The organism is Shewanella sp. FJAT-51649, assembly GCF_019457435.1.
GTDB lineage: Bacteria > Pseudomonadota > Gammaproteobacteria > Enterobacterales > Shewanellaceae > Shewanella > Shewanella mangrovisoli.
In genome coordinates this window covers 1,070,731-1,084,090 of the sequence record NZ_CP080411.1, presented here as the reverse complement: position 1 = coordinate 1,084,090, position 13,360 = coordinate 1,070,731, and the positions used below count along the sequence as shown (strand labels likewise).

Below are 13,360 nucleotides of genomic sequence, written 5' to 3'. Positions count from 1 at the left end.
TGATTTCAAACCTCAAATAAGGATTTAAAAGAATCATGCGCTACAGCGTTCACCTTCCGACCGAGTGAGGGCGCAGAAAGAGAAAATATTACGGTCGACAAATACTATAACATTAATTTTTAAAGAAATAATTTAGCGAAAGGTCGATACCTCTTTATGACGATAGCTAAAACGACCTTTTCGCTTTCTCGTTGAATAATCTTTAAACAAGATTTAATTCAGTTTAGAAACGCCACTGATAACCCAAATAGCTGATCCGTCCATTTTCAGTCCGAATTCCGCTATTTGATGCTGTGGTCACAAGGGACTCATCGAGTAGGTTTTCGACCCTAAAATACAGCCTATGGTGTTTATCAAAATCATAGTTTGCCGCTAAATCGACCCGCCACTGGCCTGATACCCGTTGCAACTCACTGCCAAATTGGCTGAAATCGCGCTCAGATTGATAGGCCGCCTCAAGATTTAATTGATATTCGCCATAGTTAACCCCTGCACTCAATTGCAATTGATGTTCGGGTAACCAAGCTAATCTATCGCCCTCTAAAACACAGCCTTGAACATCGGTACAAGTGCTGGTTTGATACTCAGCGTTAAGATATTGATAATTTAGCCCTAAGGGTAGCTCTACCCCGCCCAAGTCCCAGCGATAACCAAGACCAAGTTCTACACCATAGGTCAGCACATCGGGGATATTCTCTTGGGTTAACAAGCGTGCATCGGCGCACATCGAATAGCTATCGCAGTCCACATGCAAATTGTCGAACTCTTGCACATATGCCCGTAAATCGGCTTTTATCCCTTCGCGCGCATATTGGGCGCTCACTTGATAATGCAGCGACACCTGAGCCTCTTGCGTAGTATTCCCCGCGCTTGCCGCAGTCCAGGCCCGGCGGATATCGGTACTAAAACGCCAATCGCCCGCATCATAGAGCACACCTAATTGCGGCATCCAATCACTGTCGGAGAAATCCGCTTCATCGAGTCCCGCAACAGCCTGATTCACTTCACGATTAACACTGACATGCTCGTAAGCCAGCCCTAACTTGAGTTGCATGCCTTGCCAGCGGAATAGCGAATCAATGGCCGACGTCAGCGCAGTCGCATCATCGGTATAAGCGAACAGCGCGTTTGACTCATCAACCGCAAGGCTTCTATCCGCTTGCCATAAAGCCGTTTGCTCGCCAAAGCGCATTTCCGCCTTATCCGTATGATAACGAGCGCTGTAAATGATTTGATGTTCGCCGTACTGGTTTATGGCTTGGGTCTGGGCGCCAAAGGCACTGTAATCGTTATCTTGAACGAGCAGATTTAAATCGGCGCCATTTGCACTTGGAGCTCGATCAAAGGCGGCGATATCGGCAAGCGTTGCAGTGTCAATCTCTTGCCCATTAAACAAGCCAAGTTGATTCAACTGTTGTGAATAGGACTGATAGTAAAAGTCACTGATCACTTTACTGCCGCCTAAATCCACTTGGTGTGAAAGCTGATACTTGTGCTGCCGCCCTTTATGCTTATCCTGCGCCGTTGCCGAGTACAAGAGTAAGGGATCCTGCTGCCAGTCTGCCTCGGTGACACCAAGCTGCGAGCGATAACTGTTATCATCGATAAATTGGTAGGTAAATTCCGTCTGCTGCGGACTGCGTGCGCCAAGCAAACTTGCCGCATTCACCTTGAACAACATATCCGTTTTGGTTCTATCGGCATCGCTGCCATTGAAAAAATTCGCATCACCTTGTTCTTTCTGGTAATTCGCAGCGAATAATGCACCATATTCTTTTTGCTTCACGCCCCAACTCATACCGGCATTCAAATCCGACTCTGTCGAACCTTCAACGAGAAAACTACCAGACTGAGGTCGGTTAGCTATTTCAAGGCTCTGATAATTCACCACACCGAAAGCGCCCTGCCCGCCTACCGTCATATCCGCCAGTGGTGTGCTAGTGACATTTTGCTGTAGTAAAAGGTTAGGCAATAACTGCAACTGCGGCGCCGAATAAGGCGCGGGAGAAAAATACACCCTATCTTGCATCACTGCCACACCTTGGCTGGCGGAGCGCATACTGATATTCGCGGTATTTCCACTGTGGTCGGCCCGCAATAAGGTTAAGCTATTTAAGTAACTCAGCTGCATCCCATCATCACTGGAGTGATATTGGTCATTGAGCTCAATCAGATCGAGTGTTTGAGAATAGAGTGGGTTTGCATTGAGGGGATGAGTGTAGACACAGGAAACCGCAAGCGCGGTCAGCGACATGACAAAGTAGCGACTAGACATACCAAGCTCCCAAAAGTGTTTGTTAGCGTACGGCGTTTTTGTTGTTATTTTGTAAAATAGCTGAATTTACTCGAAAAAAAAAGCGACGAATGTCGCTTTCTTGACGCTAAAGCCTTAAGTCTAGGCACCACGCCTTGTGGTGCCTTAGCAAAGCTTAGAGCTGCCCTAAGATCTCATCGCTGAGTTTTAAGTCATCATTACGGTTAACACTCACGCCTGCGGCGATAATGTTACGGGCGATATCTTGGGCTTGTTCTAACGAGTGCATCTCGTAAGTGCCGCATTGATACTCGTTAAGCTCGGGGATTTCAGATTGCTCAACCACTTTGAGCACATCTTCCATTGAGGCAAGCCATGCATCGGCCACTTGACGCTCACTCGGCTCACCAATCAGGCTCATGTAGAAACCGGTGCGGCATCCCATTGGTGAAATATCAATAATTTCAACATCGCTGCCGTTTAGATGATCACGCATAAAACCCGCAAACAGATGCTCTAGAGTATGGATACCACGCTCGCTGAGGATATCTTTATTCGGTGCACAAAAACGTAGATCGAATACGGTAATCGCATCGCCTTTTGGGGTACTCATATGTTTGGCAACACGCACGGCTGGCGCATTCATCCGAGTATGGTCAACGGTAAAGCTATCAAGTAATGGCATAGGAAACTCCAAATTCTTAGGGCGATACAACCGCTATCGGTTTATGGGCGCAAGCATAACACCAAATGGATTAGGTCGATAACAAGATAATGTAAGATGAAATCATCTCACATTAATCAGACGCTAATATGAACATTTTGTTCAAATTAGCGGCATTAGTGCTGGCGCTGCTGGCTGTAAGCATCCTCTGAAATCTTATGATACTCACGCACTCCCTGCTCATAGGCATGGTAAGCGCGGTACACTTTTCGCATCATAGGATCCTGCTCGGCCTGCTCTTCAATGACCTGCTGCGAGATACGTTCAAGCTCGGTGAGCACCTGGGGTGGAAAAGCCTTAAGCACTACACCTTCATCTTTGACTAAGGTGTCAAGGGCTGTCACATTACGTGTGGTGTATTCGTCTAGCATATCTTGATTGATGGCGCGTGCAGCCGTTTTGACTATGGCTTGTAAATCTTGGGGAAGACTCTCGAACGCACCCTTATTAATCAAAAACTCCATATTGGAACCAGGCTCGTGCCAACCGGGGTAATAGTAATATTTGGCGACTTTATGTAAACCAAAGGCGAGGTCATTCACAGGCCCAACCCACTCAGCTGCATCGATAGACCCCGTTTGCAAAGCGCCATAAAGCTCCCTGCCCGCCATATTGACGGGTACAGCACCGACACGCTTGAGCACTTCGCCCCCCAAGCCCGGCATACGGATCTTCAAGCCTTTAAAATCGGCAATGCTATTAATAGGTTTATTAAACCAACCGCCCATCTGCATCCCAGTATTACCACCCGCTAATGGAATGATGCCAAAGGGGCGATAGACTTCTTCCCACAATGCCATGCCGCCGCCATAATGCAGCCAGCCGTTCATCTCTTGGGCCGTCATGCCAAAGGGGATCGAAGAAAAAAACTGCGAGGCGGGCGCTTTCCCCTTCCAATAATAGGAGGCGGCGTGGGCCATTTGAATTTTACCTTGGCTCACCCCGTCGAACACCGCAAAGGCGGGCATTAATTCTCCCGCACCGTACACATGAATTTGTAAGCGGCCGTGGGACATCTCGTTCACCAGCTTGGCAAAACGCTCAGGTGCCATACCTAAACCTGCGAAATTTTTCGGCCAAGACGTGGCTAAACGCCACTCGATAACATCTTTAACGGGAGTCGCATCGGCATGAGGTGCTGCAGTCTGCTCGATATGCTGGGGCGCGGGATTACACCCACCGAGACCAATAAGCAATACCGTAAAGATCAGGCACCCCAAATGACGCATCGAACACTCTCCCTGAATGCGAAGTTAGTTAACAGTATGAAAATTAGCGCTCTTAAGTATCGGCTGATGTAAAGCACTCTTGTTTAGATGCTTACGACTTACATTCCATTCACTATAAACAGTGAGCACTAATTCAGTACAAAATAGAACATATTGTTAACACAGAAAATTCAACAGGGAAACCGCATATTGTCGTCTATTTGACCTAAAACAAAAAAGCCACGTTGATAACGTGGCTTTTATAAAGTTCGGTGGCCGAATTAACCGCGGCAATTTGGCGTTTTAGGCACTTCAACATCCTTAGCCCACTCACTCTGAGTGAAGGTATGGATAGAAAGTGCATGCACACCATTAGCTAACTCGTTGGCTAAACAGTTATTTACCAAACGATGGCGGGCGAGCAAACGAAGCCCATCAAATTCATCACTGACGACAACCACTTTAAAGTGAGTCTCTGAATTAGGCGGAACATGGTGACGGTGACTTTCGTTAAGGACTTCTAAATGAGTTGGCGAAAAGCTTTCAGTCAGCTTCTGATCAATGGTCTGTGCCACTGTGCCCTGCGCATGGGTATTGGACATATTCAAATCTCAACATGGGAAAATCCAGTGGCCGCAGAGTACTGCTTCAAGTACAAAAGATCAAATTTCAACGTCAGCTTTGTGGCTCTAAACTGAGCCAATTTAGTAACAGTATGAAATGCTTTGCCTTTCAATCAGCCATGATAATTAACAATCAATTGCCTAAAGGTGTAGTTCCAGCGAGGTGCTTTAACCTTTAAGCGCTTAGGCACACTGTGCAACCAATCTTGCTGCATTGGCCAGTGCATAATGAGTAAATCACCGCTATGCAAACTAATAGTGTATTTCACTTTGCTGTGTTTATGTTTAATCACAAAATCCCGCGAGGCGCCAAGGCTGATAGAGGCAATATCATTGCCGCTTACAATCTCGGGCTCATCATCGCTGTGGGCGCCCATGCAATCTTGACCATCTGCATAGCGATTCACTAACACACCATTGCTGCCAAGGCTAAAGTCCCGCTGCAACTTGTCACGCAATTTTTGCAAATACTTAGGCCAAGGCAGAGCACGAATAAATAGCCCCGAATATAAATAGTCGCATCCCGCATCGCCATACCAAACCTGCTGCCTTGGAATGGCATGATATTCACCAAACACTTGAATTTGTGGGCGACTCAATGGGTAAGACTCGGCCTCCTTGAGTAGGGCATTCTGCTGTGCCACATTCAAATAATCCCTAACTAAGGTGATAGGCGGCTCGACTTGTGCCGCACCTTGATGATGGACGCAAGAGGTGCCGCTATCAGCTTCAAGATTGACCTCTGGTTCGAGTCCTAAATCGACTTGTTTCATACAGTACCTTATACCACTGACGACTGTGATTGACCCCACCCAATCCCCCATAAATGCGCGAGCGGATATACAACCTCAGGCAAGCATCGCACGATAAGGGGAAATCTGCGATAATCTGCGCCTTATTTAATTGGCGCTGTTTTAATGGCAGCGTTTTTATTGGCACCGTTTTTATTGGCTTAGCACAAAGATGACGACACAATTTTCAGTGGCAGGGATTGAGCTTGAACTCTTTCGCTACCCCGCTTCGCAGGAATCCAATCTCCAAGCTTGGGATGCGGCAGACGAGCATTTGATTAATACCCTAGTCGAAGGCGGACAAACCGCGGTGCCAACGGCCATTATCAACGACAGCTTTGGCGCCTTAAGCTGCGCCCTATCGCGGCTTAATCCCGATTGGCCACTGAATGTCGAAACCGATGCCAGAACCAGTTTTTTAGGTGCAGAGCAAAATCATCATCGCAATCAGTTACCTATGGATAACCTAACCTGGTTTACCAGTCGCGATGCCTTGCCTGGCGATCTCGCCCTCGTATTGATGAAGCTGCCTAAAAACCTCACTTACTTTGCCCACCAGCTGATGCGCTTATCCCAAGTGTTGCCCGCGGGCTGCAAAGTGTTGGTTGGCGCAAAAGCCAAGTCTATCAACGCGAGCTTATTGGAAGTATTTGCAAAATACTTAGGGCCAGCGAGCGCCAGCCTCGCTTGGAAGAAAACCCGCGTCATCACCTGTATTAGCGATGGCAAGTCACGCGCCTTACCGAAGGAAGTCACTTGGGATATTCCCGAATTCAACCTCCACATCAGCAATTTAAGCAATGTGTTTGCCGCCAATAAGCTCGATATCGGCGCGCGCATTATGTTGGATAATCTCCCTCAGGGCGACTTTAAAACGATTGTCGACCTAGGTTGTGGCAATGGCGTGCTCGGTCTGCGTGCGGCCCAGTTATACCCTAATGCCGATATCCATTTTATTGATGATTCCGAAATGGCGGTGGCCTCAGCCAAAGCCAATTGGGCCAGTAATCAACTCCCCGCAGATAAAGGCCATTTCCATTGGGATGATTGCATGACCCATTTACCCGATGGAGTAGAACCCGATTTAGTGCTCTGCAACCCGCCCTTCCATCAGGGCGAGGCGATTACCGATCACATTGCTTGGCAGATGTTTTTAGACGCACGTCGCCGACTCAAAAATGGCGGCATTTTACATATAGTGGGGAATCGCCACTTGGCTTACCACGTCAAATTGCAGCGTTTATTTAAAAACTGCACCACAGTCGCCTCCAACGGCAAATTTGTGATCCTGCAAGCGCAGAAATAACCGCTTTAGCTCAGCAAAGATAGGGCAAAATCATTGCGCTATCTTTGCCTCATCCCCTCCACTTTCGCATTCGCACATACTGAGTAACGGCTTTTTACTAGCCGTTATGCCTAGTTGTCAGTACAATCTTTCACAGTAAAAGCATAAAAGTGAGTCACTTAGACTTTTATGCCCCATGGATATGGAAAGCATATTTAGGATATTGAGATGCCGTTAAAGGATGACGTTGACCAACTCAAGGCAGAATTGGCGCAGTTAAAACTGCAGCACCTGTCGCAGCAATCTTCACTCAGCCGCCAACTGGCAGAATTCTCGGCCAAGCTCGACAGTATCAGTCTTCAGCTTGAGCAGCAAGACAATGGCCCTCTCACCACCCCATCCGCGAGTGTGGACGATATCACGGCGCCATTCGGGACGACGATTGAGCCAAGGGATGAGCGCGCCTCGCTGCAATCTGAAGAAATGGCTCCCGATATCCAGCCACAAGCGCCCGAGGCAAATCCTTGGCAAGACGACCCTAGGCAGCGCCACGCAAAGGCTCCCTCAAAAGCCGTGCATTCACCAGTGGATTCGCAGCAGGATGATTTGCAGCAAGATAAGGCCTTTTCTCAGCAAGCCGGACTTGAAGTGGGTGTGCAGGCCACAAGTCAGTTAGGGACCATCTTATCCCAAAGCGTTGCCGCCATTATGGCGCCATTTGCAGCCATCACTGAACAGGTCAAAGGCTTTTATCAACATTATCAAGCCAAGGGTCTAGGCCCAGTGTTTTTGATGACGGTCGCGGGCATCATCACCCTGACCCTAGGCTTTGGTTATCTACTGCAATATTCCATCAATCATTGGTTTTCCGAACTCGGCAAAGCCCTGCTGGGTTTTGGCTGCGCCAATGCGATTATTGCGGGCGGGATTTTTATCCGCCAAAAAAGGGTGGGCATGGCCGACTTTGGCTCAGGGATTGTCGGATTAGGCCTCATCCTAAACTATCTCTGCGCCTATTTTATTGGCCCCTACTTTGAGATTATCCCGAGCAGTGCCAGCTTTATCCTGCTGCTATTGATTACCTTAGCGGGCTATGGCCTGTCGATGCGGCTCGATGCCAAGGTCATTGCCGTGATAGCCTTAATCGGTGGCTCGATGGCGCCTATGATGTTGTTATCTCAAAGCTATGCGCCGCTACTGTATATTCCCTATCTGTTGCTGATTGGTATGGGCGCCCTCGCCCAAAGCCGTAAATTACACTGGCCATTACTGCTGGAAATCACCGCCTTCCTGCATATCGCCTGCATCGAAGCCTTCAGCTATTTTGTCGATTTACCGCTCACTCAATGGGGCGGCGCAGCAGTGCTAGCCCTAGTGAGCATTAACGCACTGTTTTATCTCTATGGCCTATTTGGGTTTATCGTTAATTCCTCTACGACCTCACTCAGCCATAGAGCCTTGGTTCTGCCGATTGCTCTGCTGGCCTTTGCTATCTTCGAAATAACCCAATTTACACCATTCGCTGGGGAGATATTTATTGCCAACGCACTCATCTGTACGGGCTTATACCTTAAGCTCAAGTCTCGACTCGCCCCGTCCCAGCGCAGTCTCTTATTAGTTTTCGGCGGCAGTTTTGCCGCCTTTGCCGCCCTTTATCTATTAAGCCATGATTTCCTGGGATTAGTGCTTATCCTCGAAGCATTGCTCCTGCTATGGATTGGCCTTAAGGAGAAACTGATTTCGGTGCGCGCCGAAGCCTATGTGTTATTGCTGACAGGGCTGGTTCTCAATTTATATGCGGTGCTGACAGGTTTTTCCCTGCTCGGACTTGGCGAGCAAACGCCGGTGGCGGCGCTTGGGTTCCCGCTGCTCGCGTTAGCCTTAAGCGCGGCGGCCCTGCTATTTGTTATCCGCCAAATTGGCAATGATGAGTTACCACTGTCGCGGCTCGAACGGCAACAGACTTATTTATTCAAAGAGTTCCTCAGCGGCTTTTATGTGGCGACCCTTTTGCTGGCGGCTTACCTTGTCAGCAGCGATTATTACCTCGCCATCATCCCGCTTGTGAGTCTGTTGCTGTTGTATTTAAGTGGTAAAGACAAGTTGATGGTCAGCGAGTTTGCCGCTTGGCTCTTGCTGCTGCCACTCTTATTTACTGTGGTCGAAGGCGTGACCCTCACTGGCAGCCTGAGTTTTAGTGCGCAGCCACTGATGGCAAAGCTGGCACGCATTGAATTATTCGCCGCCCTGCTGCTGGCCCACTATTGGTATCGTAAGCATTACCCAAGCTCGCTGTTCGCCCAGGCCGCCAAGCAGATACAACTCGGCTGTTATCTGCTGCTGCCACTAATCTTATTGCCTAAGGTGATGCGCAGTTATTGGGAGTTTACCGCGGTTGCACTCTGGCTCAGCAGCTTGTTCAGCCTCGCCCTTGCCTATGTTATCAAGCATAAAGCCCTTGAGATTGAAACCAAGATTTTGACTTGGCTAGCGATCCTCACCACCGCCAGCTTGTGCCTATTTGAAGTTTGGCAAGGACTTATCGCACTGCTAATTGGCGCCCTAGCCATGGGCTTTGTACTGCTGCGTTATCGCAAGCTTGCTAAGCCCTGGATATCACTGCTTATCCTGCAATGGCAACTGAGCCCTTATTATTTCGCGCTAGTGCTGGCCGTATTGGTTTATGGATTTAACCGCGTCGATGTAGTGGCATGGTCGATGACCGCATTGGCATTAAGTGGCTACTTTGCCCTCTTGATCCAAAGACGCACCAAACATGGTTCAGTGCAAACGGGATTAATGGCGCACTTAGCCATCGAAATCCAAGCCGCGGTGCGCTCAAGCTACAGCTTGGCCTACGGGCTTTGTCTGGGGCTCGCGCTGCTGCCGATAATGCTGCACTTTGAGTTGTCGCTAAGACTCGATCTGGATAACGTGTTATTGATCCTCTGTGAATTAATGGCATTAACACTGCTCGCGCTACTTATCTTACGCCGCGGCGTCGCTATTCGTTTGCATCAGCGTTTCTTACCGCTGCAATGGCTCAAATGGGGCTGGCATGGATTGCTCGCGCTGAGTTATCTCACCTGGAGTTATGCGTTCGATAATATGATTGCCGCGCCGCTCAGCGCCATTTTGCTTGTCGTGCATGGCAGCGTGTTGATGTTTATCAGCCTAAAACCCCAGCATGGGGATATGATCCGCCTTGCCGCCGGGCTCTTTACCTTAGCCACACTCAAAGTGTTATTGCTGGATATGGCGTCCTTCGAGCTAGTGCAAAAGGTTATCGCCTTTATGTTGATTGGGGTGATCTTACTGACCGTCTCTTACTTCTATCAAAAGGCCCGTAATCGCCTACAAGAAGCACACCAATAAGTCGTCAGTTATGCAAAGTAAAAGGCCGCTAACATTAGCGGCCTTTTCATTCAAATAATCAATCTGCTACGTTAAGCCAAGGCTTTTTCCAGCGCCTGCGCCACATCGGCAATAATATCGTCGATATGTTCAATGCCAACGGAGATTCGAATTAAGTCCTCAGACACCCCGGCTCTGGCAAGCTCGTTCGCATCCAACTGTCTGTGGGTGGTACTGGCGGGATGGCAAGCCAGCGATTTGGCATCACCAATGTTCACTAAGCGCAAAATCATCTGTAGCGCGTCGATAAACTTGCCGCCAGCGATTTTCCCTTCCTCGGGTGTGGCCGCCTTAATCCCGAAGCTGATAATCCCCGAGGCTTTACCGCCGGTGATTTTTTGGCAATTTTCACGGTAAGGGCTGCTCGGCAAAGCACCGTAATTCACCCAACTGACCGAAGGATGCAGTATCAAGTATTCGGCCAAGGCCAAGGCATTCGAGCAGTGACGCTCCATACGTAGGCTCAAGGTTTCCAACCCTTGTAGCAGCAAAAATGCACTGTGGGGTGAAAGGGCCGCCCCAGTATTACGCAGCGGCACCACGCGGCAACGTCCAATAAAGGCCGCGGCACCAAAAGCCTCGGTATACACCACACCATGGTAGGAAGGATCGGCTTGATTGAGCAGAGCAAAGCGTTCTTTGTTCGCGACCCAATCGAACTTGCCCGAGTCAATAATCACGCCGCCAATCGTCGTTCCATGGCCGCCAATGTATTTGGTCAACGAATGGATAACGATATCGGCGCCATGCTCAAACGGGCGACATAGAACAGGGGTAGCGACAGTGTTATCGACAATTAAAGGCACGCCGTGTTTATGGGCTATCTCGGCTAAACGTTTAAGATCGACAATATTGCCAGCGGGGTTACCGATGGACTCACAGAATAGCGCCTTGGTCTTAGCATCGATTAAGGCATCGAGCTCTTCAAAGTCATCGAAGGCTGCCATCCGTACTTCGACTCCTTGGCGCGGCAATGTATGGGCAAACAGATTATAAGTGCCGCCATAGAGCTGACTGGTACTAACAATATTGTCCCCCACCTGAGTAAGCGCTTGAATCGCATAGGTAATGGCCGCCATTCCCGAGGCAAGTGCCAGCGCGCCTATGCCACCTTCAATGGCCGCAAGTCGCTGCTCGAGCACGCTGGTCGTCGGGTTCATAATCCGAGTATAGATATTGCCTGCGACTTTTAAGTCAAATAAATCAGCACCATGTTGGGTATCATCGAAGGTGTAGGAAGTGGTTTGATAAATAGGTACCGCAGCGGCTTTCGTGGTCGCCTCTGATTCATATCCGTGGTGTAACGCCAGTGATTCAAGTTTCATCTTTGTGTCCTTCCCCAATAAATTCCCCGAACAACTCCAAAAAAAGTTCCCTAAACTGTTCTCAAAACATAGCCACTCCCCAAAGCAAATTGAGGGGGAGCGTTATGCTAACCCATGCTCTAATCGCACAAGATTTGTGCACTGCACTCAAGCTAACAGATGGACATCTAGAAGTCTAAAGCTTTTTAAGTCGCCATAGAATTTACCGCAACGGCTCACACTTTGGCGTATCAACTCGGGGAGTGATCTAGGAGCTGCACGAGCGCTTTTACCGCGCGCACTATCTCGGGTGAGCAATCGTAGGAGGCATTAATGCGCATAAAATGACGAAACTCTGTTTGATTACTAAAGAGATTCCCCGGCGCGATACTGATCCCTCGCTCAAGTGCGCTATGGTATATCTGCGTAGCATCCATATGGGCAGGCAACGCCAACCAGAGGAAATAACCGCCCGGCTCAAAGTTCACACTCACGGACTCAGGAAAGTGAGCCCGCAGCAACTGATACATGGCAAATTTGCGATCCGCTAAGGTGTGGCGTAAGCGCTTTAAATGACGCTCATATTGGGGCGACTGAATAAAATCGGCGATGGCCAGTTGCATAGGCGCACTGGTGGAGAGGGTCGACATTAATTGCAAGCGTTGCAATTGCGGGGCATGGCGCCCGGCGGCGACCCAACCGACTCGATATCCCGCAATCAAGGATTTCGAAAAGGAACCGCAATGCAGTACACAGCCTTGGGTGTCTAAGGCTTTAATCGGCCTAGGCGCACTCGAACCGACATAAAGCTCCTGATATACATCATCTTCAATCAGACTGACATTATGTTCACAAAGCAGTTGATAAATAGCCTGTTTTTTCTGTTCCGATAAACTACAACCTAAGGGATTTTGATGCAGACTCATCAACCAACAGGCTTTGACGGGATAGGTCTTCAGCACTTCAGCTAAAGCGTTAAGATCAATCCCTTCGCGGGGATCCGTCGCGACCGCAATCGCCCTCAGTTTGAGGCGCTCAATGGCTTGCATCGCACCATAAAAGGCCGGCGATTCAATCACGACCCAATCCCCCGCCTGAGCCAAGGCCGCTAAGCTCAAGTTCAGCGCCTCCATCGCCCCCGAGGTAATCAAAATTTCATCGGGCGCCACACTCATGCCTAATTTGGCATAACGCTGGGAAATCGCCTTGCGTAACCCTGCATTACCGGGGGGAAGATTATCGGCCGCAAACGACGGTGACATCTGCCGAGTGACCTTGACCAACGAGCGCGCTATGGCTTGCTGTGGAAATAAACTGGGATCGGGAAATGCCGAGCCAAAGGGCACAATCCCCGCCTGTTTCGATGCCTGCAATACGTTAAACACAAACTCGTTAATATCGACCTTATCGGAGAAATAGATCTGCCGTTGAGTCTCAGGGTAACGAAAGGCTTCAGGCTGAGGCGCCACTATGTAACCCGATTTTGCCTGCGCCAATATCACGCCTTGGCTTTCAAGTAACTGATAGGCGTTCAGCACTGTCATTAAACTCAGCCCCGAATCCGCCACAGTTTGCCGCAATGAGGGCAATTTATCCCCCGCCTGCCAGACACCTTGAGTAATTCGGTTTTTGAGATCCTGCGCTAACTGTTGGTACTTAGGCATCTGTTATAGCTAACTTAGCCAATTCTGTGTCTGTTATAGCCAGATTACCCCATGGTCTAATAGCGCACAAGCCATCAGCGGTACGAATCTGAG

The 13,360-nt window shown here is 49.1% G+C and carries 9 protein-coding genes; 2 read left to right on the top strand and 7 right to left on the bottom strand.

The annotated features are described in order from the left end of the window. Nucleotides 1-223: 223 nt before the first annotated feature. The 5 genes from K0H59_RS04775 to K0H59_RS04755 all read right to left on the bottom strand — a co-directional run bounded on the left by K0H59_RS04775 (nucleotide 224) and on the right by K0H59_RS04755 (nucleotide 5,582). Complete coding sequence (locus K0H59_RS04775; RefSeq protein ID WP_220054815.1) at nucleotides 224-2,275, bottom strand: TonB-dependent receptor domain-containing protein; 2,052 nt, start codon at nucleotides 2,273-2,275, stop codon at nucleotides 224-226. Nucleotides 2,276-2,429: 154 nt separating this feature from the next. Continuing rightward, nucleotides 2,430-2,939 (bottom strand): S-ribosylhomocysteine lyase, encoded by a 510-nt coding sequence (gene luxS / locus K0H59_RS04770; RefSeq protein WP_011716065.1) that lies wholly within the window; start codon nucleotides 2,937-2,939, stop codon nucleotides 2,430-2,432. 155 nt (nucleotides 2,940-3,094) lie between these two features. After that, on the bottom strand, nucleotides 3,095-4,207 hold the full coding sequence (locus K0H59_RS04765; RefSeq protein ID WP_220054814.1) for a TRAP transporter substrate-binding protein: 1,113 nt from the start codon (nucleotides 4,205-4,207) through the stop codon (nucleotides 3,095-3,097). Between the two features lie 260 nt (nucleotides 4,208-4,467). Then, nucleotides 4,468-4,788 carry a BolA family transcriptional regulator gene (locus K0H59_RS04760; protein WP_011716063.1) on the bottom strand — a complete coding sequence of 107 codons (321 nt, stop codon included), beginning with the start codon at nucleotides 4,786-4,788 and terminating at the stop codon, nucleotides 4,468-4,470. 134 nt (nucleotides 4,789-4,922) lie between these two features. After that, a complete protein-coding gene (locus tag K0H59_RS04755; protein ID WP_220054813.1) occupies nucleotides 4,923-5,582 on the bottom strand; it encodes an alpha-ketoglutarate-dependent dioxygenase AlkB in 660 nt (219 codons plus the stop codon). Nucleotides 5,583-5,772: 190 nt separating this feature from the next. Between K0H59_RS04755 and K0H59_RS04750 the strand changes: the two genes are divergently transcribed. Further along, nucleotides 5,773-6,906, top strand: coding sequence for a methyltransferase (locus K0H59_RS04750; protein ID WP_220054812.1), 1,134 nt, complete (start codon nucleotides 5,773-5,775; stop codon nucleotides 6,904-6,906). 207 nt (nucleotides 6,907-7,113) lie between these two features. Further along, the gene (locus tag K0H59_RS04745) at nucleotides 7,114-10,260 is read left to right on the top strand and encodes a DUF2339 domain-containing protein (protein ID WP_220054811.1); all 3,147 of its coding nucleotides are present in this window, start codon (nucleotides 7,114-7,116) and stop codon (nucleotides 10,258-10,260) included. A 71-nt stretch (nucleotides 10,261-10,331) separates the two neighbouring features. Here K0H59_RS04745 and K0H59_RS04740 read toward each other — a convergent pair whose 3' ends face one another. Next, the gene (locus tag K0H59_RS04740; RefSeq protein WP_011625403.1) at nucleotides 10,332-11,624 is read right to left on the bottom strand and encodes an O-acetylhomoserine aminocarboxypropyltransferase/cysteine synthase family protein; all 1,293 of its coding nucleotides are present in this window, start codon (nucleotides 11,622-11,624) and stop codon (nucleotides 10,332-10,334) included. A 230-nt stretch (nucleotides 11,625-11,854) separates the two neighbouring features. Next, nucleotides 11,855-13,267 carry a PLP-dependent aminotransferase family protein gene (locus tag K0H59_RS04735; protein WP_220054810.1) on the bottom strand — a complete coding sequence of 471 codons (1,413 nt, stop codon included), beginning with the start codon at nucleotides 13,265-13,267 and terminating at the stop codon, nucleotides 11,855-11,857. Nucleotides 13,268-13,360 lie beyond the last annotated feature (93 nt).

Bases quoted from the DNA above. Each gene is read 5' to 3' on its own strand.
- K0H59_RS04765 (WP_220054814.1), bottom strand. From the start codon at position 4,207: ATGCGTCATTTGGGGTGCCTGATCTTTACGGTATTGCTTATTGGTCTC.
- K0H59_RS04745 (WP_220054811.1), top strand. From the start codon at position 7,114: ATGCCGTTAAAGGATGACGTTGACCAACTCAAGGCAGAATTGGCGCAG.
- K0H59_RS04735 (WP_220054810.1), bottom strand. From the start codon at position 13,267: ATGCCTAAGTACCAACAGTTAGCGCAGGATCTCAAAAACCGAATTACT.
- K0H59_RS04750 (WP_220054812.1), top strand. From the start codon at position 5,773: ATGACGACACAATTTTCAGTGGCAGGGATTGAGCTTGAACTCTTTCGC.
- K0H59_RS04740 (WP_011625403.1), bottom strand. From the start codon at position 11,624: ATGAAACTTGAATCACTGGCGTTACACCACGGATATGAATCAGAGGCG.
- K0H59_RS04775 (WP_220054815.1), bottom strand. From the start codon at position 2,275: ATGTCTAGTCGCTACTTTGTCATGTCGCTGACCGCGCTTGCGGTTTCC.
- K0H59_RS04760 (WP_011716063.1), bottom strand. From the start codon at position 4,788: ATGTCCAATACCCATGCGCAGGGCACAGTGGCACAGACCATTGATCAG.
- K0H59_RS04755 (WP_220054813.1), bottom strand. From the start codon at position 5,582: ATGAAACAAGTCGATTTAGGACTCGAACCAGAGGTCAATCTTGAAGCT.
- luxS (WP_011716065.1), bottom strand. From the start codon at position 2,939: ATGCCATTACTTGATAGCTTTACCGTTGACCATACTCGGATGAATGCG.